Here is a 24,586-nt window from a genome sequence, read left to right on the forward strand (position 1 = left end):
CTCGATCAAATCCAATCTGGAGATAAAAACATGAAATCAGTTATTACCACGGTAGTTGCCGCTGCTGATGCAGCAGGTCGTTTCCCCTCCACCTCTGACCTAGAATCCGTTCAAGGTTCTATCCAGCGCTCTGCTGCTCGTATGGAAGCTGCTGAGAAACTAGCTAGCAACATCGATAACGTTGCTCAAGAAGCTTACGATGCTTGCATCAAGAAGTATTCTTACTTGAACAACGATGGCGAAGCTAACTCTACTGATACTTTCAAAAGCAAGTGTCTTCGTGACATCAAACACTATATGCGTTTGATCAACTACTGTCTAGTTGTTGGTGGTACTGGTCCTTTGGACGAATGGGGTATTGCTGGACAGCGTGAAGTATATCGTGCGTTAAATTTGCCTACTGCTCCTTACGTTGAAGCTTTAAGCTTTGCTCGTAACCGTGGTTGCGCTCCTCGCGATATGTCCGCTCAAGCTTTAGTTGAATACAACGCTCTTCTAGATTACGTAATCAACTCTCTTTCTTAAGAGATAAGCTGGTATCCAGTTTGATAGCTGTAGATTTAAGATTGATCGGCTAATGGGGGCTTTAGGTCTGTTGCTTTGACTTTGAACTAGTTTGAGTATCAGTCTTAAAGCCCTCATTGTTTTTTGACCGTATATTTTTTAACAATCAAAAAAATTTTAAGATAGAGTTATTAACTTTATTAGTTTAATTGGGTAAATGACCATAGACGCTATTTTTGAGAAACTCAAGCACCCTAACCCCAAGTTGCGGGGTAAAGCAATGTGGGAATTAGCCGAAGCCAGAGATGAGAATACTATTCCTCGTCTGATGAGCATTCTGGATGAAGAAGATGTGACATACAGAAGAACTGCCGTTAAGACATTAGGAGTGATTGGAGAAGATGTCGTTCCCTATGTAGTGGATTCTTTGCTTAATAGCGATAATCCTACAGTACGTTCTAGTTGTGCCAAAGCTTTAGCTCAAATAGTGGCTCACCATCCAGAGACACCAATGCCAGAAGCAGGTATTCAAGGATTGAAACAAGCTTTAAACGATCCTAATCCTGTAGTTTATATTCCTGCGGTAATGACTTTAGGGGAAATTGGCTCTCCTGTATTCGATTTATTGGTAGAAACTTTAGAAGCAACTGACAACCCCGCAGTAGGAGTAACAATCTTAAATGCTTTGGGTTCTATGGGCGATCCTAGAGCAGTTGAAGTTTTAAATAAGATTTCTCAAGATGATTCGGCAGATCCTTATATTAAAGAATCCGCTGTAAGTGCTTTGTCTCGTTTAGAGATGGTCATGAAATACAAAAATTAAATTAAGTTTTAAATTTCAATTAATACTTCGATCGCGATGGTTTTTTTGGGAAAACTAAGAATATGCTCAAACAATTTCTTTCAGTTTTCCTCGAATCTCCCTGTCCTTTGTGCCAAAGAACTAGTGCTAAAACAATTTGTCAATACTGTTTTAATAAGCTCATAACTCATCAATTCAAGCAACGCGATCGCAACTCATGGTGGGGAGATTTACCCGTCTTTGCTTGGGGTAGGTATGAAGGACAATTGAAGAGAGCTATTTTGGCGATGAAATATCATAATTCTCCCGAAATAGGTTTGGTTTTGGGAGAATTATTAGCTAAAGCTTGGATGGAGAACAAGTCAATTGATTTGCAAAAAGTTACTGTCGTTCCGATTCCTCTGCATTGCCAAAAAATGAAAGATCGGGGTTTCAACCAAGCAGAAAAAATAGCTCGCGGTTTTTGTCGGTTAACGGGATACGATTTATCTCCTCAAGCTCTAGTTAGGATACGAGAAACTAAAGCCATGTTCGATCTTAGCCCTGAAGAGAGAAGCCATAATTTAAAAGGTGCATTTGGTTTGGGCAAAAAATTACCTTCTCATCCCGTCTTGTTGTTAGATGATATTTACACTATGGGAACTACTGTTAAGGAATCGGCAAGAATTCTTAGACAGAATAAAATTCAAGTCATTGGCTCTGTGGTTGTTGCTAAAACTACTAGTTTTCGGCAGCTATAGAAAATTAATCAATTACAGCCGTTTTCAGTTGAATAACTCCCTTGGAAAATTTACTAGTTCGTAGTTCTTCACGACTTGGAAGGTTAGCATAATTATTCATCACGAAAGCAACGTAATTGCGTTGAAATAGTATTTGTGTTTGCCTTCCAAAACCCTTGTTAAGCATAGATTTTAGAGAAACCTTCCAAGTCGTGAGTTCTTAGTTTTCAGTTTTTAGTTTTTAAAGTTTAATTTATGTGGTCTACCCATGTGAAAAGCACAGTAAATTGATTTTCCATAAATAATTAAGTGGAAGGGAAAGATTTGTCTAGACATCTAGATGAAAGCGATAAATTTAAAGAAAATAAGCGATCCAGATGAAGGAGGAGAGAGTGATTCTAGCGTTGTAGAGTCAGAGATGAGTTTAATAAATTCAGATTCAGAATATGAGTTTGTTGGGTATTTTTTTCTACAATGTATTGTTAAGTCCGCGACTGAGTAACGATTGGTGCGATCGCTTGAATTGGCTATATTGAGTATTAATTATCTAAAATGAACATAGTAGAAAGCTTTAGAATGGCTGTGGCGACTTTGGTAGCCAATAAAATGCGTAGCAGCCTGACCATGTTGGGTATTATTATCGGTAACGCTTCGGTGATTGCGATGGTGGGAGTGGGGGAAGGAGCAAAAAACCTAGCTTCCGAACAGTTTGAGGCTCTTGGCCCTAATGTAATTTTTGTAGTTCCTGGTACACAAGAAGAAAGACGCACTACTTTTAATGCCCCCAAAACCTTAGTTTGGGAAGATGCGATCGCTATAGCCGAACAAGTCCCTACAGTTAAAGAAACTGCACCGCAAATTACTAGCAGTCAATTAATGACCTATCGCAATCGCAATGTCAACGAGCAAATTGTTGGTACGACTCCAGAATATCTGACCGTAAGGAGTTTTGAAGTAGATCGAGGGCGATTTTTTAATAATGTCGATATCAAGCGCAACCGTAGAGTAGTAGTTTTAGGTTCGGAAATAGCAGAGAAGTTTTTTCCTTACGAAAATCCTTTAGGTAAAAAAATTCGAGTTAAAAATATCAATCTAGAAATCATTGGGGTATTAGAATCGAAAGGAGCTTTTTTAGGACAAAATCAAGATCTAACTGCCTATGTACCCCTGACAACCATGGCAAATCAAATAGTCGGTAATGATTCTCCCTATGGTACTCAAGTAACTTTTATTTCTATTGCTGCTAAAGATGAAGATAGCATTCGCGCTGCTAAGTTGCAGATCGAAAACCTGTTGCGTCTACGTCACAAAATTACGGGAGAAGATGATTTTAGCGTCCGCACTCAAAAAGATGTTTTAGAGATTGTCGGCACTATTTCCAGTGGTTTAACGGTGCTATTAGCTGCGATCGCAGGGATTTCCTTGTTAGTTGGGGGAATTGGCGTAATGAATATTATGTTAGTTGCGGTCACTGAAAGAACCAAAGAAATCGGCTTGCGTAAAGCGATCGGTGCTAAGGAAAAAGATATTTTGTGGCAATTTCTGATTGAAGCAACGATTCTCTCTGCTGCGGGGGGCGCAATTGGAACGGCAGTGGGAATCACGGGAATTTTAATTGTGGGTTTGGTTTCTCCTCTTTCTCCTGCTATTTCCCCCATTGCCATTGTTCTGGCGGTAGGAGTTTCTGGGGCGATCGGTTTATCTTTTGGTGTCTTTCCTGCTAAGGCAGCAGCCAAATTAGATCCAATTGTTGCCCTCAGAAGTATTTAAAGGGAAAAATAAATAGTCGCACCGCGATCGTATTCTCCATCTGCCCAAACTTTTCCACCGTGACGGTAGATAATGCGTTGTACTGTAGCCAAACCGATTCCCGTACCTGGGAATTCTTCTTGAGTATGAAGACGTTTAAAAGCAGTAAACAATTTATCGGCATATTCTAAATCGAAACCCGCACCATTATCTCTCACGTAGTAAATAGGGCGATCGCAATCACTAAAAATTCCCTTAAATTCTATTAAGGCTCGCTCTCGCTTAGAAGTATATTTCCAGGCATTGTGCAATAGATTATTTAAGACGATCCTCAACAGCTGAGGGTCTCCATAAGCAGTAAGATTTTCCTGAGTAATAAATTCTACTTGGCGATCTGGTTCTGTCGAGCGTAATTCTTCAATAATATCTCCCGCCATTTTGCTGAGATTGACTCGAACCGATTTCATTTGAGTGCGAGTAACTCTAGACAGTTGCAATAAAGCGTCGATCAAGTCGCTCATTTTTTTGCTGTTGGCTTGTATGCGTTGTAAATAGTGCCTACCGCGATCGTCTAAATTGGGTTGGTAATTTTCCCACAGTACTTGACTGAAGCCGTTAATTACCCGCAAGGGTGCTTGCAAATCGTGAGATACAGAATAGGAAAAAGATTCTAATTCTTTGTTGGCAGCTTCCAATTGCAACGTACGCTGAGAAAGGGCTTTTTTGGTATCTGCCAAGTCGGGAATATCGTTAGAAGTATGCAACAAAGCATATATTTCGCCACTTTTGTTGCGTAAAGGAGTTATTGTCGTGTCAAAATAATGGACTCCATCGGCGAGAGTTACTTCTTCTTGAACTTTAATTTCTTTGCCGTAGGTAATAACTTGTTGTTGTTGCCAAACAGCTTGACGAGCATAATCTGAAGAGAAGTATTCGGCGATGCTTTTGCCTCGAACTGCTTTGGTATCGGACAAACCCAAACTCTTAGCTAGTTTGCGATTAACGAAAGAAATTGTTTCGTCGTGAAGATTAACTACAAAAATATAAGAAGGTAGTAAATTGATGATGTCGGCTAGATCTTCACAGGATTGTTTCGCTGATGTTGGGGATTCTAGTTGATTTTGATGTTTGATTTCTTTCGTTCTAATTTTAGATTCGGTAATATCCATTGCTGTACCAGTTAGTCCAGTTACTTCTCTAGCAGAATTGTAATTAATTTTACATTGAAGTTGAATCCAGGAAATGGCGTAATTTAAGCTGATAATTGGATATTCAATTTTTAGATTGCGATTGGTTTTAATGGCTTTAACCAAGCTCAAATCTACTTTCTCTATAGCTTTAGGGTGAATAGATGCCAAGAAACTTTTATAACTGCCATCAAATTCGGCTAAACCAAGAATCTTACGAGCGCGATCGCAAACTCGAACGGTATTATCTCTCAGATCCCAACTCCAATGACCAATATAAGAGGTTTCTGGGACTGAATCTAGTTTAGTTACTGTTTTTGCCAGTTCTCTAGTTTTATTGACTACTTCCGTAATATCTTTAACGATGGAGATCGTTAATTCTTCTTGTTCTTGTCCCCAACGAAGAGGGGCGGTATATAGTTCCCAAAAACGCTTTTTTCCATCGCTGGTAGTAATGCTGGCTTTGCTTTGAATGGCTTGTTCCAGGGAATATTCAAGCTTGATGTGATTCATTTCCTCCGCCAAATTGCTGAGGGAATGGGCAATGTCCTGCAATATATTTTTGGTTTGAGTTCCCATCAGAGGAACTTTATTTATTTTTTGAGTAATTGGCGGTGAAATTGCAGGAGTTATGAAGTCTGAATTTATTGGATTTTGCTTGACTCTTGCTTTTTGCTTCCATTCAGCGAGCGTCGAAATGTCAGAAATACTATAGCCCGTCACCTCAACCCAATTGCGATTGAGATAGAGAATACGATCGTCATGATTATGAATCATCACGGGAAAAGGTATATGTGCCAGACAATTGGCTAAAGTGGTATGTTGAATTTGCCATTTATCTGTAGAGTTAGACTCTTGACGAGGAGATAAGGAAGAAGGTCGTCTATTATTTCTGGCGATCGCCAGTTCTGGTTTAGCGAACTGAGTTTCTTCTAATTGAATATTGCTTTGAAAAAACTGACCCAATCTACTTTCGGCGAGTAACAAAGAGCCTAAATGCAGTTGAGAACGACGATCTTGTTGGTGAGAAATACTGGGATGGCTGGCTACCCATTGATGGCAAAGTTTGATATATCCTAAGAAAATTACTAAATAATTGTAATAAGTAGTTCCCAAGATTTTTTGCAGAGTTGAGATACTGGTATTGGCTTGAGAGGAATATAAAAAAATGTAATAGGCGCAACGCAACAAACTCTTTTCTAATTCGGGATCGTTTTGCCAACCTTTGCCATCTCCCCATCGATCGTCCAATATTTCTAAGTCTGGGGATATATCTTCTTCTTGATGGGGAGGCGTAATTTCTTCTAAGGTGAGAATTTCTGGCGCGCTCATTCCCAGAGATAAAAGAGTGCAACTATGGCAAATAGTGAAATAACTCACACCAAAATAACGAGATAAACAAACAAAAAGTTTTTCTTTAAATAAATTGGGTAGAGGATTATTGATATAAGCCGAAAAAGTTTGTTGAACTAAGCTGCGAAAAATTAGAGATGAATCGATCGCAGGAGTTAAAAATGCAGGAAAATAGCCTAATTGTTTGACCAATTCGGTTTTGGACAAATATGAATGAACATGATTCATTGAGATTGCTGTTGTGGGGAAAGGGCAATTATAAGCTGAGAATCTTGAGTCTTTGATAAATCAGCTTTTAGATTAACTTTCGATCTGAGTAATAGTGCTGTTAGTTCAAATTTTCTTTAGTAGTTTAGCCAAAAATGTATTTTTTGATACAGTTTATTCGCAACCCCATTGATTTAAAACCGTACTTTCAATTGATTTTAATTTAAGTCTGCATTACAGTTTTTCTATACTCCAAATTATGAATAATCTATACTTACAGCCGTTTTCAGTTGAATAGCTCTCTGGGAAAATTTACTAGTTCGTAGTTTTTAGTTTTTAGTTCTTAGTTTTTAAAGTTTAATTATGTGGTCTACCCATGTGAAAAGCGCAGTAAAATTAGTTCGAGAAATAAATCTAGAATAACTGGGCAATTTGCTCGATATTGTAACACTTTGTGACTTGTAGTTACAAAAATTAATATAAATATTTAAAACTAGCGATCTATCAGCCAGCGAGCCAACCTAACAAAATAGCGACAAACGCACCTATAATGGTGTTAATCAAGTTAACCAGATCGTTAGTCAGCCAACTAAAACGAGATTCTAAAGTTGCACCAATCAAACTTTCAATAGTAGTAGCCACAAAAGCAGCAACTACACACCAAATAATACCCAAAGAAGAGATCGTGCCAATTATCCAAGCGATCGTAGCTAATATGAGCGAAGCAACGATCCCCGCCATCGTACCTTCCAAACTAACCGCACCTTCCGTACCTCTAGGGACTATTTTGAGAGTAGTAATCAAATAAGTTGTCTTACCATAAGCTTTGCCCACTTCACTGGCAGTAGTATCAGAAAGCTTAGTACAAAAACTAGCTACATAACCCAAAACTAACAACTCTTGCCAAGGAGAATCCACAAACAAAGTCGCGATCGCACAAATAGTTGCTGTCAGTGCCGATCCCCAAACATTTCCCGCCCCCCGAACTCCAGAACGTTCTTCGGCAATCCCTTCTGCTTCTTTTTGCTCGATCCCCACAAAAGTTAAAGCCGAACCGCCCAAGAAAAACAACATCACAATGGCATAACCTTGCCAGCTTAAAGTACCCCAAACTAAAACCCCTAACACCAGAGCGTTTAAATATCCCCAGGGAGTCAATAATTTTTTGGGCAAAAACCAGGCAACACCTAATAAAATAGAGTTTACAGCTAAAGCGATCGTCCAAGAATTAGACAGGGGCAAAGTATCGAGCATCTCAAAGATTTTGGTAATAGATATTTTATGTCTTTAGCCTATCAACTAATCTTTATCTTTCTATTCAGAATTCATGTCTCTTGATAAAACCGAAGCCAAACAACTATTAGAACGAATGATTTTTGAAGATTTACCACCCCAACAGTGGGTAGAGGATGTTTGGGGAATCACACCAATCCTAGGAGATAGTGCAGCCAAACTTTATGAGGCTTTTGAGGCTTTAATTGAATGCTGTCCAGAAGATAAGCTAGACGGATTGTTACAGACTTATTTGCAAGAACAGATGGATAATAACTAACCACAAATTTCTTGGTAAATATCGTAGTCTTCTGTTGTAAAACAACAAAAAATTATCTTAGGGCGATCGCTCATTATTTTTTAAGATCGAATTTGAATTTATTTAGTGTAATTTGTTTCTTAAAAGTTAATAATGAATCTGACTGAGAATGTAGCGCAAGCGATCGTAATCATCTTTTAATAGGGTGCTGAGAGTTCGACCCACATTTACCAGCCAATCGCGATTTGCTTGTCTGAGACGGTAAATTTCTCGCACTGAAGCAGCTACTAAAGACTCGACTGGTATGTCTTTAGCTTGCAGGAGAGTCCGCAAAAAATCTAGATTTTCAGTAAAGTTAACCACTTCTGCTGGGTCGCAATGATAAACTGATTGGTGGATTTGAGGGGGGCGAGGGGGCAAATACTGATATACTCGCCCCAAACTATTACCATTGTTGTTGCTCGGAGCTTCAAACCCGACAATGGCAGCTTTAAACTCAGTTTTAAGCATGGCAAAAATTTGTGGTTGTTGTTCGCGCAATTCTGACAAAGACAAGCCCAATGCTCTGGCACGATGAACCGAATCTATAGGACTAGTAGTAACGTAGGTGACAACTGCCAAAATTTTGTTACCAGATTCTTCATCAAAAGACTTGATCCAGCTACCAAAAGGGGGCATTACAGGAAATTTTAAATCTTCTGGTTCGAGACATTGGGCTAAATATTGAGTTGTAGAAGTTTCAATTACTTCGCCAATATGTTGGGGATTGCGATCGTCAACTGTAAATTGAGGTAGTGGAAGACGCATTATTTATATAGCAAATAGCAGTTATGGAATAATACTAAATTACTCTATGTGGATTTGCCGAATATTATGACAAATTTAATCGATTGGCAAACAATTACTTTTTTTTCTTCTTAGTAAGATCTACTGGTTCTAATTCCGATAAATTAAAGGTAACTAGCTTATCCCAGTTGCCTCCTTCAAATAGTACTGCTACTCTGCTAGCATCTATCCGCTGTACTAAACCTTGAAAATTGTAATAAATATCGTCAGCATTAATAACTTTAACTGTTGTGCCAGGTAGAATCATCATTATTTTATTGGCGATCGCTCTGCTTATATTTGATTTTGTGTTTTATTCTATATTAAATCTGCGGTTATTATGGTTGAGACGCAAATAGGGCTAAAGATATGCCACGAAAAAAAACCAATCTACCCAAACAGCTTCGCCTGGGACGAAATAAAAAATCCTGCGACGCACAACCTCCTAAATATGATATAGACAAAGGAAGATACGGCATTAAAACCGATGTTCCAGATATTAATTGGACGTTCAGTAGATTAACCATAACTATTATTGTTTTATGTATTCCTTATTTGATTGCTGTTATTCTGTCTTTTGCCGTAAAAAATTATTTGATTGCAGGGGTATTCGTAGGAATTGGATTATTGGTGATTGGAATGTACTTTTTGATTCGTTTTTTAGACAAAGCTGACCTTTAAGCTAAAAGACTTGTCTTAAGTAACAGACAAGTCCACAATATATTTGAATATCCCCAACTAAGACATCATGCGATCGAGAATTTTCTGGACGATTTGCATACCGCTAAAAGCCTGCCAGCCAAATAATCCTAACAACACAACATTGAGGGATACGTGAGTAGTGCGAGCCAAATCATTACCTTTTTGCATATAAGGTACTAAAGAAGCAGAAACAGCAATCATCGCCGTCATCACTAATCCTGCTATTAAATGAGGACCAACAAATAATTTACCGTTATTAATATAGGTAACAGCCATGCCACCCATATTTCCGACCACCATTAAAGCCAATAGAATTGAACCCATTTGGTGATGTCTTTGGGTAAATTTTTTGCCGATTAATTCTTTTCTGGTTTCTTTATCTGCGCTGCGAATTTTAGAACTTTTAATTCCTAAATACAAAGCATATACAGTAATGCCAAATAAGACCCACATTAGAATGGGGTGACCGAATTGAGACCAAGTTTTAACTCCCTGGGGAATTTCAAACGCCATGATGTTCTCCTCTTGATATTTCAGATTCTAAAGACTTTATAAAAAGTAACTTAACATATATTCATATTGTCCTACGATGCTAAGTACGATTTATCCCTATCAACTTCCACCTCTACTAAAACCTGGAGATTTGGTAGTGGCGATCGCCCCCAGTGGTGCTTTAAAAACTACCGATGCTTTGGAGAAAGGCATAGCTATCTGGAAAAATAGGGGTTATTCCATTGAATTAGGCGATAATTATCAGTCCTGTTACGGTTACCTCGCAGGGAGCGATCGCCAGCGTCGCGAGGATTTAGCCGCAGCATGGCAAAATCCAGAATGTAAAGCGATCGTGGCAATTCGGGGCGGTTATGGCGCAGCTAGACTATTAGAAGATTGGCATTGGGATTCAAACTGTCAAAAATGGCTAATTGGTTTTTCTGACATTACTAGCTTGTTGTGGAGTTTAGGGACGGTAAATATTTCGAGTCTCCACGCACCAGTTTTAACTACCATTGCTGACGAACCAGATTGGGCGATCGCCAGAATGTTTGACTATTTAGAGAAAGGCGAGATCGAATCCTTACAAGGAAAACCAGGAGGGGGCGGAGAAGCTACAGGAATATTATTGCCAGGAAATTTAACAGTAATTACCCATCTTTTACACACGCCTCTCCAGCCCAATTTGCAAGGAGTAATTATCGCTTTAGAAGATGTCACCGAATATCCTTATCGAATCGATCGCCTTTTGACTCAATGGCATATGAGTGGAGTATTTAAGCATATTAAAGGCATTGCCCTCGGTCGATTTAGTCGTTGCACGCCCTATCCAGGTACAAAAAGCTGGACAATTGAAGAAGTATTGCGCGATCGCCTTCAAGACTTGAACGTTCCTCTTGTGTGGAATTTACCTTTTGGTCACGATGGGATAAATGCTGCTTTACCCGTAGGACAAATTGTTACTTTAAATGGCGATCGAGGTAGCTTGAGTTGGCAGCTTTCAACTTAAAGCTGTTATGAGAATCTGGTAGAATTTCAAACACAGAGAATGCTTAATAAAACTTAAAGGAGAATCCAGTTTTGTCTCATACTATTGTCACTGATGTTTGCGAAGGCGTTGCCGATTGCGTCGATGCTTGTCCCGTTGCTTGTATCCACGATGGGCCTGGAAAAAATGTTAAGGGAACTGAATGGTATTGGATCGATTTTGATACTTGTATTGACTGCGGTATCTGCTTGCAAGTATGTCCCGTAGAAGGGGCGATCGTTCCTGACGAAAGACCAGAATTACAGAAGACTCCCCAGTAGCTACCTACTACCGTAGGGGCGGTTCGGACGCAAAACTAATCCTTTAGGGCGAACCGCCCCTACCTACTACCTATTACTTATTACCTATCTCTTCGTTTCCCAATAAATACTTATAAGCAGCATAAGCTAGGGTGACTACTCCAGTCATAATTGCTGCCTCGTCTACTTCAAATTTGGGGTGGTGTAGGGGATAGTTTGTTCCTTCCCCCCCAATTCCCAAACGGAACATACAACCAGGAACTCGATCTAAATACACAGAAAAATCTTCTGCACCCAAAGAGGGTTCGGGCAGCAGTTGAACGCTCTCATCGCCCCAGGCTTCGCGGGTAGCTGCTTCTAAAATTTGAGTTAGTTTTTCGTTGTTTTGTACTGAAGGAACACCACGACGATAGTCCACTTGATATTTTGCGCCAAAAGTATCGCAAACCCCTTTGACAACGTTCTCAATCCATTGGGGTAGGGTAGCATGGCTTTCGGGATGAAGCGATCGCACTGTACCGACCATTCTCACTCGGTCGGCAATGACGTTAGGGGCGCGTCCTCCTTGTATTTGACCGATAGACAAAACAATAGGGTGTAAGGGGTTTTGAGTCCGACTGATGGCTTGCTGGAGGGTGTTAATTACTTGGGCTGCAATCCAAATGGCATCGATCGCCTGATGGGGACGCGCCCCATGTCCCGATTCTCCTTGAATGATAATTTCTAATTCATCGGCAGCAGAAGTTAAAGCACCATAACGAATGCCCACTTGACGGGCAGGAATTGAGGGAAAAACGTGAACGCCATAAATTGCATCTACTCCTTCCATCGCCCCATCTTTAACCATCCATTTTGCTCCTTGAGCGATTTCTTCGGCGGGTTGAAACAAGAAACGAATATTGCCTGGTAATTTGTTCGATAGCTGGGACAAAACCATTGCCGTACCTAAGCCCAAGGTGGAATGAACGTCATGTCCGCAAGCGTGCATAATTCCCTGATTGCGGGAAGCAAAGTCATGTTTGGGATACTCTTGTATGGGTAGAGCATCCATATCTGTCCGAATCGCTAGAGTACGGCGGTCGTTCCCCGAACCTGCTAATTCTCCTAATACTCCTGTTTTTCCTACCGCTTCAGTAACGTTCAAACCGCAAGAAGAAAGTACTCCTGCTATGTAGGCAGCAGTTTGATATTCTTCTCCACTCAATTCGGGGTGAGCGTGAATGTGACGGCGAATTTCGATCAGTCGCGGGGCAAAGTCTTGGGCGATTTTTTTGATTTCAGAGAGCATTAAGTTATGGTGGCGGTGAGCTTTATGGTTTCTCTCCTCGCCAGATTGATTTTGAGGATTGCGGGATGTTAATCCTGAGTAACTATTACTACAGTAATGTTATCAGATCCTCCTGCTGATTTGGCAGATTCAATCAACTGTTGTGCTGTAGTTTTGGGAGATTCTAAATTAGATAAAGCCGTTTCAATTTGCTCGTCAGCCACTTCTTCAGTCAAACCATCGCTGCAAATTAATAGGCGATCGCCAGATTGAATTTCAAATTCTTGAATATCTATGTGCTGTAGGTCTTCCCTACCCAAACACTGAGATAAAACGTGTCTCCAGGGGTGGAATTTCGCTTGTTCTGCGTCAATTTCGCCTTTTTTCAAAGCCATTCCCACCCAAGTGTGGTCGTCGGTAATTTGCTCCAAGTTAGAACTGCGCAGGCGATATAAGCGCGAATCCCCTACGTGAGCGCACCAAGGTTGCTCGTCTCGAAATATGAGAACTACTACAGTTGTCCCCATATCTCTTCTTTCAGGGTGAGAACGCTGGTCTTCAACGATCCCCAAGTTGGCTTTTTCTACTGCTTCTTTGAGTAATTCAGGAGAGGAAATAGAATTATCTTCCCAGTGTTGTTCCAAATAGTTACGGATAATTTCCGTAGCAATACGACTGGCTTCTTGTCCCCCAGCGTGACCGCCCATGCCATCAGCCACTATGAAAAAACGCCCTAACTTTTCATCGACGAAGTAGTTATCTTGATTGGCTGTTCTAACAACCCCGGTATCTGTAAGACCTATAAAATGACGCTTCATAAACAGTTAAGCTATAAACTGAAACAGAATGCAAGTAATAAACAACAATACAATAATGTTGGAAAAATTATTATCTTGCTTAGAACATACGGTCAATGCGATCGAGACGTTTTAACAATCGCACAAAAGCCCAACCAGGGATTAGGGCGATCGCGGCAACAACGGCTGCAACAATCTGATAATCGTTGACCAATAGGAGTGTGGCGCATATTAATAACGCACTCAACAACACAGTATAGTTTGTACCGAGTTGAATTGCACTCAAACGGCGTATTGTTCTTTCTGATTCTATCGAACGAACTCGAACTCGTAAATCTCCTCTCTCTAATTTATCGATAGTATCATCGATTCTTCTGGGTAGTCCCAGAGCAGTAGTACCTACCTGGGCAGCTTGCCTGCCCAATTCATCAAAGATGGTGTTGCCGTTAGGTCCATTACTAGTCATAAGCTGCATTGCATAAGGTTGAGCGACTTCCATAAAATTAAATTCAGGGTCTAAACCCTTGCCCACCCCCTCTAGGGTAGAGAAAGCTCGCATGACAAAGGTAAAGGTGGCAGGAAAACGAAAAGGCTGACCGTAGGCTATATCGTAGAGGTCTTCGCTGATAGCATCGATCGATTGTTCTTCAAAGGGTTTATCCATGAAGTTATCTAACATATATTGGATCGATCGCCTGACGGAAGTCATGTCTCCCGTGGGGACTAACGCTCCTAAATTGATTAGAGACTTAACTACCATATCGCCGTTTTTCTGACTGATGCCCATCAAAGTATCGATCAGACCTTCGCGAATGTTGTTTTCGATTTGCCCCATCATGCCAAAATCATAAAAGATTAAAGCCCCGTCGGTATTGACTGCTATGTTACCAGGGTGAGGATCGGCATGGAAAAATCCTCCGTTGAGTATTTGTTGGAGGTAGGCTTTTGCTCCCAAACGAGCTAAGATTTTTCGGTCTAAACCTGCTGCTTCTAAAGCTTCGTAGTGGCTGATTTTTATTCCTGGCATATATTCCAAAGTCAATACTTTGGGGGAAGCATATTTCCAATATACGCGGGGTACGCAAACCCAATCTTCACCACGAAAATTACGGCGGAAGGTATCTGCATTGCGACCTTCCCGAAGATAGTCGGTTTCTTCCCATAGAATACGACAACATTCATCGTATATGCCCATCCAATCTCTATTCTTGCCCCATTTGGGGTGATTCTGAAAATAACGAGCAATTTGGCGCAAGATAGCTAGATCGATCGTAAATAACTGCTTTAGCCCTGGTCGTTGTACTTTGACTACCACATCTTCGCCACTGTGTAGTCTGGCTCGATGTACTTGTCCCAAACTGGCTGCTGCTAGGGGAATCGGGTCGAAGCTAGCATATAGTTTAACGACTGGTTTGCCAAATTCCCCTTCGATAATTTGTTCGATCTGCTCGTAAGGAAAAGCAGGAACTCTATCTTGTAGCTTAGAAAGTTCCTCAACATATTCTACGGGAAACAGATCGGCACGAGTGGAGAATAGCTGTCCTAGCTTGATAAAAGTAGGTCCTAATTCTAGAAAGTTCTCTCTAATCCAAATCGCTTGCTTTCTGCGCCTAATTGCTTGTTTTTCTGGGGTAAAACCACCCTGATAAGTCCACTTGCGATTGTTACGCCAGTTTTTGAACAGAAAGGTGAAGACAAACAACCAAATATCTATGCGACGACGATTGCGAGAATAGTTACGCCGATTCCAGCGATAAGACTTGCCTGATGCCACTACGACCGATTTAGAGATTTGAGATGTTGGACTAGCAACATTCAAAACCATTGGGGAAGGGTTGGATTTGCTTGACTCGCGAGCGATTGAATTTTGATGGGGAAGGGCAGGAGACACAGAAATTATTAACTTATATTAAAGTAAAGTCTTATTGGTTAAGTAAAATTAACTAATCTAAATCTTAGCGATTTATGGCTCAAAAAACTCAATTTATGATACTCGATCGCATTAACTTAAGCTTTTCTCAAACAAGTTGGCTAGGGTCGAACCAGCACAAAGTAATTGATGACAGCCAAACTTAATTGTTGATTTAGTTTGATCGCCCTCAGTCTTGATATTGTTTTAATTCGGCTCTTAAAGTAGCAATTTCTGCCCTTAGTTTATCCAACATTGCCTGAAGATCGTCAGCATAAATGTCAATTTCGATCTTAGAGGTAGGAGTCGTGCTAGAGGAATTAGAGGAAGTAGAAGTGTTGGCAGGATTGGAATAAGTTGGATTCCCCGCTGCGCGATCGGCTCGCGACTGTACTTCTTCTAAAAATATTCTTAAATTTTCTCTTTGTTCGGCATCAAATTTACCGAATTCGCTCATAGCGTTGGTAAAAGATTCTTCTAGTTTTTCGCTGAATACTTCAGCTAATGCTCTCCCAAAAAAGAAAGCATCAGTAACGGGATTGCTCATAGAGATCGAGTTTATTTATGGCTATTTGTTACAAATTATATACTAGACCTTAGCGCAAAAGTTGGTTAATATTCCTGTTTATCTTTATACTTTGCCCCTTTCCCTGACTCTTGGCTAAAAATTTACTCGATCGCTTTTTTACTGCTGACTGGTAATTTAAAAAATTTATTTAAGTGTTTTTGTACTATTCAATTGAACGGAAAATATCGGTGACAGTTATTCGATAAAATTGATGGCATACGAAACAATATTATACTTTTTTATCTAAATTAATTTACATGGTTTTTTTAGTAATTATTGGTCTAGCCATGGCTATATTAGCCGTATTATTTGCCTTCCAAAATTCTACTTTGGTGACTATTAGTTTTGGTGCTTGGCAATTTGAAGAGTCTCTAGCAATTGTTTTAATTGTTGTTTTAGGTTTGGGTATTATTATTAGCTTGTTGTTATCTCTGCCAACTATTATTAAGCGAGGTTGGCAAAATGCTCAACAAAAAAAGAAAATTACCGAATTAGAAACTCAATTAAGGGAACAAAATCGAATCAATTCCCAACAAGAATCGGCAAATCTCGCCCGACAATCAGCTACTCAAGAGCTATTACAAGCATTTGAACTATCAGATAATGTTACGGGATTGCTCACTAAAGATGCCACCATCAAGGTAACAGATCGACTTTTACAACAAATTCAAAATCAACCGAATAACCCCCGCTATGGTTCTTTGTTGGTTGCTTTGTTAGCTGTCGAACCTGGCAAATCTTCATTGACTTTTGCCGACGTGGGAAGTGAAAATGCAGTTTATAAAGCGATCGCCAAAAGATTTAAAAATGCTGCTATTCCCGACAGTTTTTTGGGTATTACCGAACGCAAACGTCTTATTTGTTTGGTTTTGGGTTTAAAAGGCACAGAAATTACTCAATATACCAATTATTTGCTAGAGAAAATTAGCGAGTCTCCCTTGCAAAAAGCAGATGGAACTTCATTACCCTTAAAAGTAAGTCTTGGGGCAGTAATAGTCGATCCCACAGATACTCTCGACAGTCGTAGCATTCTCAAACAAGCAGAGCATAATTTGGATGTGTCCCAACATCAAAACCGCAACTCTCCAGAAATCACGGAAATAACTACTAAAACTCTTTAAAAGTCTAGCAGTAATAGTCTTTGACATCCTCCCATCGTGCATGGGCAAAGGATTCCTAAACCTAACGATTTAAGTTTCTGTTTCTTTCTTCCACTAGAAGTCCTTCGCAACTGCTATTTAACGCTGTTGAATTATACACATATTCCTCTAAAGCCTCAGAATTGAAAAACAAACGCTCAAGTAGTTTACGTAGAAATATTCTCACCGATTTATATCACAGTAAAAACGATAAGATAGAACCTTAGCAATACTGCTCTTCTTAACCAAATTAGTAAGGCTTGTTGCAAGTTCTTTTTCGTCTGCGGATTTGCTGATAAGAATTAAAGCTACATTTTCGTGGCAAGTTTCTGGCATCGACGGTATGTGAGGAATCATAAAAAGGTATGTTGCTACCTTTGGACGTTCGCCCTTAAGCATTCTTTCAATTCCAATAATTCTCTTTACTTCCTGATTATCTGCTTTCCAAGATCTTAATTGTTGTCCTAACTCTACAATAGAATTTTTATCGGAGGATACTTTTAAAGTAATTACGCCAAATTGAATTTCATTTTCTCTTAACTGGTAGGGAATATTATTTTCTTGCCAATATTTAATTAGAGCTTTTTGTTCGTTTTGTCTATTCATCCAGATATTATCATGGGGGGATTTTTTCTGAGAATAATTATTTTGTTGTTTTGTGTAATTAACTTTTACTTTTCTTTGTTTGCTCTTTTTAACTACTAAAGTATTTGCCATAATATCTTGAATACTTTGTTTTTGATTGCTAAAAGCTACAATCCTAAACTTATTAAATATAAAAAGTACCGCACAGAAATATTTCCCTAAATATCTTACCGAACCTTGACCAAAAGATATTCGTTTGCCATCCAAGTCAGTTACTTTAATACTCAGTAATTTCTTACCTAGAGTTGCTTGGTTTGTAGAACTTTCTAGAATCCCATTGTAAAGCCAGTCAATTACAAGAAATGTTGGAAATATCCAATCATCATTTGCTAATTTAATTTCCAAAGCATTCAAAACCAACATCAATAATGAAATTACGACAATGAAAATAATTACAGAGATCGCGCGATCGATAACTGCTGCCGTAAATCTCGACCAATAATTAGCATATATAGGTTTCTGCAAACCTTTCTTATTCAATGAAATTTTAGTATCAGAACGAACTTTATTAAGTCCTCTTTTGTGGATTTCAAAAAGTATTGCTTGTTGTGCGGGCTTTTCGTAATGGTCTAGTTCTCTTGCAGCAATCTCCAACTGATAATCGCTTTTCTGTTGCCAAACATCTTTTAAAGACACGATCTACAAACCTTAAACTATTGGATAATCTAGATTGAAAGCATTATAAATATTCAACCTAAGGTCTTTATAATTCGAGCGCAAATTATTTATATTTCAGACGAGGGTTCTATGCAGAAACTAACTTTATCGTTGAATTGATTTTCGTAAACTGTTTGTCATACTCATAATGCTTGAGACTGTAATATGTATTTTAGATGAAATTACCAGCTTCTCTATCTTCGTACACCATGAAAAAAAGCTCTACTATTTCCTTTACAGGTTAGTCTTTGCACTGTCGGTTATCTTTACACTTCAAGTAGTATTGCACAGGCTCAAGTCACATCAGACGGCACGGTCAATACTGGACTTGTTGAGAAATAAACATCGAGAATATCTTCATTAGCTATAGTTGTTGTAATTGGAACAGAATGTTAGTAAAACTTTTTACCCTTTTTACGCCACCAAATTAATTTCTATTTATCTCCCACTTGCTCTAGAAATCTTTCTAGAGCAATGCCAATTCGTAGGGGCGCATGGCAGGGAAGAAACAAATAATCCACATTCGAGCAATTGGATCTGGAAGCTTGTGTAAATTCTTTTCTATCTGTTCTCGAACAATGTCTGGTATTGGATCTGGATTACTAATTTTTTGTTTCGGATAATCGCTATCTCTAATAATGTCAGGGTCAATCTCGAACCAGCCTTGAATATTGTCTATTAGGAATAATTGCCGTAATTTCTCAAGACGATTTCTAGTAGTATAAATGCTAGGTTTATTCCAACTTATGAAATCCAGAATTATATCTCGGTTATTTTTTTGAAAACATAAAATATTTTTTTTTAGATGAATTTTTCTTCAGATCGCTTTTCTCTTGCTCCACAAAATTCTGCTACTGAAGCAGAATCAATTGATAATTTAATTGATATTTTATTGGATGATTCATCACTTCCAACTAATATCATCTCTGAGAAGAAAGTGGAGGTATCGGCAGAAAAAAATACCAATTTAGATCCAGAGTTACTAGCAGCAGAAGAACCAAAGGCGATCGACCATAATCCCCAATACTCCGATTTAGAAGTTGAAGTTGAAGCAGTAAAACAAGATCTCACTCCCAAAGAAGCAGTAGAGTATGAAGCATTTTTACGGCAAACTGTAGATTCAGCACCAAAGTTCGATGCCAAATTATCGAAGGACAATACTTTAAAATTAGAGGAAGGGGTTCTAGAATTAAAAACGGAATCCACCTCTACCGAAGAATTAGTCGAATCGGTTAATACTTTGATTCCCCTAATTGTAGAACTCTTAAAATATAAAGTTGACGAAGATCGCGAAACCCTTTTAGAAACGATCGCGCCAGTAATCGAGCAATTAATCGAACGAAGACATCTAGAAGAACCGAAAAAGATGGCAAGAGCGATCGCGGAAATTCTGCCATCAGCAATCGCCGCAAAAATCCAACTTTCCCCTCAAGAAATTGCCAAAGCGATCGCGCCAGAATTGGCACTATCCATTGAAGAACAGATTAAATTGGATGAAAATGCCATATCTAAAGCTTTGGGTTCGGAGATGGGCAAAGCCATTAAAACCCAAATAGAAGTAGAAAAAGATGCTATGGTGGACGCTCTTTATCCCGTGATTGGGGATACTATTTCTAAATATATGGTGGAAGTAGTCCAAGAGATCAATCACAAGGTAGAAAATACTCTTTCTCCAGAAGGATTTAAACGCAAGATTAGAGCCAAAATTAAAGGAGTATCGGAAGCAGAATTAATCCTCCAAGAATCCATCGGTTGCCACGTACAGGCAATCTTTTTAATTGATAAAGATTCGGGTTTGATAATTCAAGAAGTACAAAAGTTAGGGGAACAGCAACTAGATTCGGATATGGTAGCGGGAATGCTCACTGCGATCCGCAGTTTTGCTAATGACTGTCTTGTTTCGGGTTCGGAATTAGATACTGTTGACTATGGAAACTGGCAAATCCATTTAGAAGTGGCAGGATATTGCTATCTAGCAGTAGTACTTAGAGGAGATCCGACTAAGAGTTTTATCGATCGCATCAGACGTACTTTTGGCAAAATTATTTTAGAGCATGGTAAGGCGATCGAAGAATTTGCAGGAGATACAGCTACAGTTCCTCCTGAAATTAAACACCAACTAGAAGATTTGTTTCAAATAGAAGTAGAGCGACCAAAATCTTCCTCGCCCACTACTTTGTTATGGTTGCTGGCTTTTATTTTGGCAATAATTTTGATTCCTTGGGGTTGGGTTAGCTATCGCGGAAGGATCGCTCGTAATGTAGAAACCATAACGGCTGTGGAGTTGGATGCTACTCCTGAATTATCGGTATATCGTTTAAATTCCCAGGTAGAAGGAGGAAAACTAACTATTACTGGGAGAGTGCCAACCCCAGATTTACGACTTCAAGCAGGAGAAATTGCTAGTAACATTGCCGAAGCCAATCAATTAGAATTGGACAATCAAATCGTTACAGTAAATATACCCTATAACCCTCAGGCGATCGCGGGAGAAATTGCCAGATTGACCAAACTATTCAATCAACGAGAGGGAGTAGCAATTGATACTCAATATCAATCTCGTCGTTTATCAATTGATGGATTTGTGCTGGAGGAGGGGGAGCAAAAATCCCTCGTTGAAGCTTTTGCTGAAATTCCAGGCATCGAAACAACCTTAATCAACCTGAGAGATCGCCTGCCAATAGTTAATGAGCGGATTTATTTTGAGATCGGTTCGGATAAATTAGAGATCGCAGAAAATTCTAGTAAGATTAAATACATCGTGCAGTTTTTAGATCGATATCCAAAGCTGCATCTCAAATTAATTGCCCATAGCGATCGCGAAGGTTCGACGCAACTCAATCAAAAGTTGAGCATACAGCGTTGTTCTAAGGTGAGAAATGCCCTTGTAGATCGGGGTATTGAGTCTAGCAGACTAATAACAGATTGCGATCGACATCGTTTTTCATCCCAGCCCAGCCAAAGTGCAATTGACTCGATTCGTTACGTACGTTTTGAGCCTTTTATTCCCACGAAATCGCCCGAATCATAACTAAACAATGTCAATCATAACTAAAAAAATTTGTCTATTAGGAGATTTTAATGTCGGTAAAACTAGTTTAATTAGACGTTTTGTTGAAGATAAATTTAGCGATGAATATTTATCTACCGTTGGAGTTAAAATATCTCGCAAATCTATTCAAGTAAAAAATAATTTGGATATCGATCAAATTAACTTGATCGTTTGGGATTTGGAAGGAAATACTAAATTTAAAGGAATAACTCCCAGCTATCTTACGGGTGCTAGCGGTTCGATTATTGTGGCTGATTTATCTCGTACCAACACTCTCAGCAATATAAGCAATCATATCGAGCTTAGTTTAAAAACAAATCCCCAAGGAACTATTGCGATCGCTCTTAATAAGGCAGATTTAGTCCCAGAAGAAAAGCTAGCCCAGCTAAGGGAGAATTATAATTTTCTCGATCGCCCTGAAATACTCCTTACTCGTCTCACATCTGCTAAAACAGGAGAAAATGTAGCTGAGATATTTACCGAACTTTCTCAAGAGATGATCAACCCTCCCAGTGGTTAATCGGGATTTATCTTTTCTCCAAATTAAATAGAAAGACTTTTGTGAGAAAATAATAAGCTCAGTTAAATTAATCGAGCAAAAATTTATTTACACCAATGTCTAATACCTACACTGTTGAAATAAACCACAAAGGTGAAACCCACACTATTCAAGTAGCAGAATCCCAGAATATTCTCGATGCTGCAACGGATGCAGGTATTGATTTACCTTTCTCTTGCAGTGCAGGAGTCTGTACCACTTGCGCTGCTCAAATCCTTTCAGGGGAAGTAGAACAAAGTGATGGTATGGGAGTATCTCCAGAATTACAAGCGGAAGGATATGCTTTATTATGCGTAGCATATCCTCGTTCCAACATTAAACTAGAATCTAGTAAAGAAGAAATTGTATATCAAAGACAATTTGGCAAGCAGTAGTTACGACGATTAAACAGTTCCAATCCTTTCGAGAGGCCAAAAACGGAAGACTGCATGACCGATAACATTTTCCGCAGGTAAAAATCCCCAAACATGAGAATCGTTACTGTTGTTGCGATTGTCTCCCATGACAAATAATTGTCCTTCGGGTACGGTTACTGGTAACAGGTCATATTCTGGAGGAGCAGCAATATAATTTTCCGACTGGGGTATATCGTTAATATAAACTACACCATCTTTAACGGCTACTGTTTCTCCTGGGGTAGCGATCGCTCTTTTAATAAAAGCCTGATTTGGTTCGTATCCCAATAGCCTGAGTTTGGCAGGGGGTTGAAAAACAACAATATCTCCTTTAGCGGGAGGATGAAATCTATAATCGATCTTCTCGATTACCAAGCGATCGCCCGTTTCGAGAGTAGGAAACATAGACTCGGAAGGAATATAACGGGGTTCGGCGATAAAAACTCGGATTAAAAAGGCTAATAGTAAGGCAATGACTACTGTAGTGCCATTTTCCTTGAAACCACGCCATAAATTAGCTTTTTTATCTGATTCGGTCAAAGACATAAATAACTAAAATGAACAATTTATCTAAAATAGAAGCGATTTCTATAGATACTATTGTCGTGCCTCAAGGGGCAGAATACCAAGCAGTTTGTCGGGGAATAGCCCAAGCAGGTAGCAAGATTCCTGTTGTAGCTATTCCTTTGGGAACTAAAAATATCGCCATAACTTTGCAGAATTTGGGGATAGCATTAGACAATATCTGCAATCTTCTGATTGTGGGTATGTGTGGCAGTCTCGACGTAAATTATTCTCCTGGGGATGCTGTAGTTTATCAAAGCTGTTGGGATTTAGATGGTCAACAAGTTAATTTAGAGTCGGCATTAACTACTGCTATTGAGAGCAAACTAGCTTTAGATTTAGTTGCAGGAATTACGAGCGATCGCATTATCAATCGAACAGCAGAAAAATTAGCACTAGCTCAAACCTATCCTGTCAGTGTTATCGATATGGAAGGTTATAACTGTGTCCAACAATTACAGAAGAAAAAAATTACTGTAGCTATTTTACGGGTAGTCAGCGACGATTTATCGGGAGACATTCCCGATCTCAATCGAGCATTCGAGCGCAATGGTAATTTAAAACCTTTAGCCATGGCGAGCGCTTTTTTGCGGCAACCCATTGCTGCTTTACGGCTGATTAAAGGTTCTTTGACAGGTTTAAAAGTATTAGAAGAGATTGTTTATCGATTGACCAAAAGCCCTCTTGACTTCACACCAAAATTTGGTTCCTCATTTGGCGAAGGTATTGGATTTAATAAATAATTTTTACTCTAGCCGTATTGAAGACAAGAGAGTAAACGTTCTACCCTAGTCTATAATCAAGGAACTTGGCTCGTAATGTAATCGTCATTTAATCCAATACCTTTGCTGGAGGTAAAGCCAATGAGAACATCTTCAATTCAGGAGCATTTTCCCCAAATCTTTGCAGGATTGGCTGCCCTGTCTCTTTCTTTGGTTGTCAGTTCTTTTATCGGTGCTAAGGCAATTCGCGAATTTAAGCAAGCTAATGATGTTTTAGTTGTTACGGGGTCGGCAAAAAGACCGATCCGCTCGGACTACATTATTTTGCGTTTCTCTGTATCTAGCCAAGAAGCCACTACGAAAGCTGCATATCAAAATTTAAAAAATCAGATTGAGGAGGTGCAAGCTTATCTAAAAGAGCAAGGCGTACCTGACGGCGCCCTAACCTTGGGTGCGATTCAGACTGCTAATATTCCAGAAATTGGGGTTAATGGACGCAGTACAGGGCGAATCTTAGCTTACCGTTTGAGTCAAAACATCGAAATTCGCTCCCATGAAGTAGAAAAATATACAGAACTCTCCCAACAAGCAAACGAATTGATTGAAGCAGGAATTAACCTAGTTTCTCAACCCCCTGAATATCTATATACCAAACTCAGTGAACTACGTATTGAAATGACCGCAGAAGCATCCAAAGATGCCAAATCGAGGGCAGAAGCGATCGCCAAAAGTACGGGAAATAAAGTCGGTGCTGTCAGAAGTGCTAAAACTGGAGTATTTCAAATTACCTCCCGCAATTCAACGGATGTGAGCGATTATGGTATTTACGATACTTCTTCTTTAGAAAAAGATATTACTGCTGTGGTGTCGGTTCAGTTTGGTATGAAGTGAGAAGGGAATTAGCTAGAATTATTATTTGCGATCGCACCACAGAAATTATCAGCAAAACTCTAG

General features: G+C 39.3%; 25 protein-coding genes. 14 read left to right on the forward strand and 11 right to left on the reverse strand.

The annotated features are described in order from the left end of the window. Positions 1-30: 30 nt before the first annotated feature. The 4 genes from cpeA (at position 31) to AC33VI_RS11610 (ending at position 3,795) form a co-directional block, all read left to right on the forward strand. The gene (cpeA, locus tag AC33VI_RS11595; protein ID WP_491782456.1) at positions 31-525 is read left to right on the forward strand and encodes a C-phycoerythrin subunit alpha; all 495 of its coding nucleotides are present in this window, start codon (positions 31-33) and stop codon (positions 523-525) included. Positions 526-721: 196 nt separating this feature from the next. Further along, positions 722-1,327 carry a HEAT repeat domain-containing protein gene (locus tag AC33VI_RS11600; RefSeq protein WP_491782419.1) on the forward strand — a complete coding sequence of 202 codons (606 nt, stop codon included), beginning with the start codon at positions 722-724 and terminating at the stop codon, positions 1,325-1,327. A 62-nt stretch (positions 1,328-1,389) separates the two neighbouring features. Then, positions 1,390-2,046: a ComF family protein gene (locus AC33VI_RS11605; protein WP_491782420.1), complete on the forward strand. Its 657-nt coding sequence runs from the start codon at positions 1,390-1,392 to the stop codon at positions 2,044-2,046. A gap of 531 nt (positions 2,047-2,577) precedes the next feature. Beyond that, positions 2,578-3,795 (forward strand): ABC transporter permease, encoded by a 1,218-nt coding sequence (locus AC33VI_RS11610; RefSeq protein ID WP_491782421.1) that lies wholly within the window; start codon positions 2,578-2,580, stop codon positions 3,793-3,795. On the opposite strand, the gene AC33VI_RS11615 is transcribed toward AC33VI_RS11610, so the two are convergent. Together AC33VI_RS11615 and AC33VI_RS11620 are read right to left on the reverse strand one after the other, a co-directional pair. Next, positions 3,792-6,542: a PAS domain-containing sensor histidine kinase gene (locus AC33VI_RS11615; RefSeq protein ID WP_491782422.1), complete on the reverse strand. Its 2,751-nt coding sequence runs from the start codon at positions 6,540-6,542 to the stop codon at positions 3,792-3,794. The two genes, AC33VI_RS11610 and AC33VI_RS11615, sit on opposite strands and share 4 nt — an antisense overlap. A gap of 483 nt (positions 6,543-7,025) precedes the next feature. Continuing rightward, entirely contained in the window at positions 7,026-7,775 is a 750-nt protein-coding gene (locus AC33VI_RS11620) for a TIGR00297 family protein (protein WP_491782423.1), read from the reverse strand. 73 nt (positions 7,776-7,848) lie between these two features. On the opposite strand from AC33VI_RS11620, the gene AC33VI_RS11625 reads away from it, so the two are divergent. Continuing rightward, a complete protein-coding gene (locus tag AC33VI_RS11625; RefSeq protein ID WP_491782424.1) occupies positions 7,849-8,073 on the forward strand; it encodes a hypothetical protein in 225 nt (74 codons plus the stop codon). A 126-nt stretch (positions 8,074-8,199) separates the two neighbouring features. Here the strand turns inward: AC33VI_RS11625 and AC33VI_RS11630 are convergent, their stop codons facing one another. Then, entirely contained in the window at positions 8,200-8,859 is a 660-nt protein-coding gene (locus AC33VI_RS11630) for an HAS-barrel domain-containing protein (RefSeq protein WP_491782425.1), read from the reverse strand. Between the two features lie 94 nt (positions 8,860-8,953). Continuing rightward, the gene (locus tag AC33VI_RS11635) at positions 8,954-9,145 is read right to left on the reverse strand and encodes an NAD(P)H dehydrogenase subunit NdhS (RefSeq protein ID WP_491782457.1); all 192 of its coding nucleotides are present in this window, start codon (positions 9,143-9,145) and stop codon (positions 8,954-8,956) included. Positions 9,146-9,246: 101 nt separating this feature from the next. Between AC33VI_RS11635 and AC33VI_RS11640 the strand changes: the two genes are divergently transcribed. Next, positions 9,247-9,558, forward strand: coding sequence for a hypothetical protein (locus AC33VI_RS11640; RefSeq protein ID WP_491782426.1), 312 nt, complete (start codon positions 9,247-9,249; stop codon positions 9,556-9,558). A 57-nt stretch (positions 9,559-9,615) separates the two neighbouring features. On the opposite strand, the gene AC33VI_RS11645 is transcribed toward AC33VI_RS11640, so the two are convergent. Beyond that, complete coding sequence (locus tag AC33VI_RS11645) at positions 9,616-10,092, reverse strand: DUF4079 domain-containing protein (RefSeq protein ID WP_491782427.1); 477 nt, start codon at positions 10,090-10,092, stop codon at positions 9,616-9,618. Positions 10,093-10,168: 76 nt separating this feature from the next. Between AC33VI_RS11645 and AC33VI_RS11650 the strand changes: the two genes are divergently transcribed. Both AC33VI_RS11650 and AC33VI_RS11655 read left to right on the forward strand, forming a co-directional pair. Continuing rightward, the gene (locus AC33VI_RS11650) at positions 10,169-11,080 is read left to right on the forward strand and encodes a S66 peptidase family protein (RefSeq protein WP_491782428.1); all 912 of its coding nucleotides are present in this window, start codon (positions 10,169-10,171) and stop codon (positions 11,078-11,080) included. Positions 11,081-11,151: 71 nt separating this feature from the next. Further along, positions 11,152-11,379, forward strand: a complete 228-nt coding sequence (locus tag AC33VI_RS11655; protein ID WP_491782429.1) for a ferredoxin family protein — start codon at positions 11,152-11,154, stop codon at positions 11,377-11,379. Positions 11,380-11,452: 73 nt separating this feature from the next. On the opposite strand, the gene AC33VI_RS11660 is transcribed toward AC33VI_RS11655, so the two are convergent. From AC33VI_RS11660 to AC33VI_RS11675, 4 genes are all read right to left on the reverse strand, one after another. Further along, positions 11,453-12,646 (reverse strand): M20 family metallopeptidase, encoded by a 1,194-nt coding sequence (locus AC33VI_RS11660; RefSeq protein ID WP_491782430.1) that lies wholly within the window; start codon positions 12,644-12,646, stop codon positions 11,453-11,455. Between the two features lie 68 nt (positions 12,647-12,714). Then, positions 12,715-13,443, reverse strand: coding sequence for a Stp1/IreP family PP2C-type Ser/Thr phosphatase (locus AC33VI_RS11665; protein WP_491782431.1), 729 nt, complete (start codon positions 13,441-13,443; stop codon positions 12,715-12,717). A gap of 79 nt (positions 13,444-13,522) precedes the next feature. Further along, positions 13,523-15,247, reverse strand: a complete 1,725-nt coding sequence (locus AC33VI_RS11670) for an ABC1 kinase family protein (protein WP_491782458.1) — start codon at positions 15,245-15,247, stop codon at positions 13,523-13,525. Positions 15,248-15,521: 274 nt separating this feature from the next. After that, positions 15,522-15,878: a DUF6825 family protein gene (locus AC33VI_RS11675; protein WP_491782432.1), complete on the reverse strand. Its 357-nt coding sequence runs from the start codon at positions 15,876-15,878 to the stop codon at positions 15,522-15,524. Between the two features lie 278 nt (positions 15,879-16,156). On the opposite strand from AC33VI_RS11675, the gene AC33VI_RS11680 reads away from it, so the two are divergent. After that, positions 16,157-17,020 (forward strand): LapA family protein, encoded by an 864-nt coding sequence (locus AC33VI_RS11680; protein ID WP_491782433.1) that lies wholly within the window; start codon positions 16,157-16,159, stop codon positions 17,018-17,020. Between the two features lie 201 nt (positions 17,021-17,221). Here AC33VI_RS11680 and AC33VI_RS11685 read toward each other — a convergent pair whose 3' ends face one another. Further along, positions 17,222-18,319, reverse strand: a complete 1,098-nt coding sequence (locus AC33VI_RS11685; protein WP_491782434.1) for an RDD family protein — start codon at positions 18,317-18,319, stop codon at positions 17,222-17,224. A gap of 826 nt (positions 18,320-19,145) precedes the next feature. On the opposite strand from AC33VI_RS11685, the gene AC33VI_RS11690 reads away from it, so the two are divergent. From AC33VI_RS11690 to AC33VI_RS11700, 3 genes are all read left to right on the forward strand, one after another. Then, positions 19,146-21,371, forward strand: coding sequence for an OmpA family protein (locus AC33VI_RS11690; RefSeq protein WP_491782435.1), 2,226 nt, complete (start codon positions 19,146-19,148; stop codon positions 21,369-21,371). Positions 21,372-21,378: 7 nt separating this feature from the next. Continuing rightward, the gene (locus tag AC33VI_RS11695) at positions 21,379-21,912 is read left to right on the forward strand and encodes a Rab family GTPase (protein ID WP_491782436.1); all 534 of its coding nucleotides are present in this window, start codon (positions 21,379-21,381) and stop codon (positions 21,910-21,912) included. A 95-nt stretch (positions 21,913-22,007) separates the two neighbouring features. Next, positions 22,008-22,325: a 2Fe-2S iron-sulfur cluster-binding protein gene (locus tag AC33VI_RS11700; protein WP_491782437.1), complete on the forward strand. Its 318-nt coding sequence runs from the start codon at positions 22,008-22,010 to the stop codon at positions 22,323-22,325. Between the two features lie 9 nt (positions 22,326-22,334). Here the strand turns inward: AC33VI_RS11700 and lepB are convergent, their stop codons facing one another. Continuing rightward, the gene (gene lepB / locus AC33VI_RS11705; RefSeq protein ID WP_491782438.1) at positions 22,335-22,892 is read right to left on the reverse strand and encodes a signal peptidase I; all 558 of its coding nucleotides are present in this window, start codon (positions 22,890-22,892) and stop codon (positions 22,335-22,337) included. 11 nt (positions 22,893-22,903) lie between these two features. Between lepB and AC33VI_RS11710 the strand changes: the two genes are divergently transcribed. Continuing rightward, complete coding sequence (locus AC33VI_RS11710) at positions 22,904-23,653, forward strand: phosphorylase family protein (RefSeq protein ID WP_491782439.1); 750 nt, start codon at positions 22,904-22,906, stop codon at positions 23,651-23,653. 120 nt (positions 23,654-23,773) lie between these two features. Further along, positions 23,774-24,523, forward strand: coding sequence for an SIMPL domain-containing protein (locus AC33VI_RS11715; protein WP_491782440.1), 750 nt, complete (start codon positions 23,774-23,776; stop codon positions 24,521-24,523). Positions 24,524-24,586 lie beyond the last annotated feature (63 nt).

The sequence above is a fragment of the Waterburya sp. genome (genome assembly GCF_058530065.1).

Bases quoted from the DNA above. Each gene is read 5' to 3' on its own strand.
- AC33VI_RS11620 (WP_491782423.1), bottom strand. From the start codon at position 7,775: ATGCTCGATACTTTGCCCCTGTCTAATTCTTGGACGATCGCTTTAGCT.
- AC33VI_RS11695 (WP_491782436.1), top strand. From the start codon at position 21,379: ATGTCAATCATAACTAAAAAAATTTGTCTATTAGGAGATTTTAATGTC.
- AC33VI_RS11715 (WP_491782440.1), top strand. From the start codon at position 23,774: ATGAGAACATCTTCAATTCAGGAGCATTTTCCCCAAATCTTTGCAGGA.
- AC33VI_RS11650 (WP_491782428.1), top strand. From the start codon at position 10,169: ATGCTAAGTACGATTTATCCCTATCAACTTCCACCTCTACTAAAACCT.
- AC33VI_RS11690 (WP_491782435.1), top strand. From the start codon at position 19,146: ATGAATTTTTCTTCAGATCGCTTTTCTCTTGCTCCACAAAATTCTGCT.
- AC33VI_RS11660 (WP_491782430.1), bottom strand. From the start codon at position 12,646: ATGCTCTCTGAAATCAAAAAAATCGCCCAAGACTTTGCCCCGCGACTG.
- AC33VI_RS11610 (WP_491782421.1), top strand. From the start codon at position 2,578: ATGAACATAGTAGAAAGCTTTAGAATGGCTGTGGCGACTTTGGTAGCC.
- AC33VI_RS11600 (WP_491782419.1), top strand. From the start codon at position 722: ATGACCATAGACGCTATTTTTGAGAAACTCAAGCACCCTAACCCCAAG.
- AC33VI_RS11605 (WP_491782420.1), top strand. From the start codon at position 1,390: ATGCTCAAACAATTTCTTTCAGTTTTCCTCGAATCTCCCTGTCCTTTG.
- AC33VI_RS11700 (WP_491782437.1), top strand. From the start codon at position 22,008: ATGTCTAATACCTACACTGTTGAAATAAACCACAAAGGTGAAACCCAC.
- AC33VI_RS11630 (WP_491782425.1), bottom strand. From the start codon at position 8,859: ATGCGTCTTCCACTACCTCAATTTACAGTTGACGATCGCAATCCCCAA.
- AC33VI_RS11710 (WP_491782439.1), top strand. From the start codon at position 22,904: ATGAACAATTTATCTAAAATAGAAGCGATTTCTATAGATACTATTGTC.
- AC33VI_RS11675 (WP_491782432.1), bottom strand. From the start codon at position 15,878: ATGAGCAATCCCGTTACTGATGCTTTCTTTTTTGGGAGAGCATTAGCT.
- cpeA (WP_491782456.1), top strand. From the start codon at position 31: ATGAAATCAGTTATTACCACGGTAGTTGCCGCTGCTGATGCAGCAGGT.
- AC33VI_RS11635 (WP_491782457.1), bottom strand. From the start codon at position 9,145: ATGATTCTACCTGGCACAACAGTTAAAGTTATTAATGCTGACGATATT.
- AC33VI_RS11640 (WP_491782426.1), top strand. From the start codon at position 9,247: ATGCCACGAAAAAAAACCAATCTACCCAAACAGCTTCGCCTGGGACGA.
- lepB (WP_491782438.1), bottom strand. From the start codon at position 22,892: ATGTCTTTGACCGAATCAGATAAAAAAGCTAATTTATGGCGTGGTTTC.
- AC33VI_RS11625 (WP_491782424.1), top strand. From the start codon at position 7,849: ATGTCTCTTGATAAAACCGAAGCCAAACAACTATTAGAACGAATGATT.
- AC33VI_RS11680 (WP_491782433.1), top strand. From the start codon at position 16,157: ATGGTTTTTTTAGTAATTATTGGTCTAGCCATGGCTATATTAGCCGTA.
- AC33VI_RS11645 (WP_491782427.1), bottom strand. From the start codon at position 10,092: ATGGCGTTTGAAATTCCCCAGGGAGTTAAAACTTGGTCTCAATTCGGT.
- AC33VI_RS11670 (WP_491782458.1), bottom strand. From the start codon at position 15,247: ATGGTTTTGAATGTTGCTAGTCCAACATCTCAAATCTCTAAATCGGTC.
- AC33VI_RS11665 (WP_491782431.1), bottom strand. From the start codon at position 13,443: ATGAAGCGTCATTTTATAGGTCTTACAGATACCGGGGTTGTTAGAACA.
- AC33VI_RS11615 (WP_491782422.1), bottom strand. From the start codon at position 6,542: ATGAATCATGTTCATTCATATTTGTCCAAAACCGAATTGGTCAAACAA.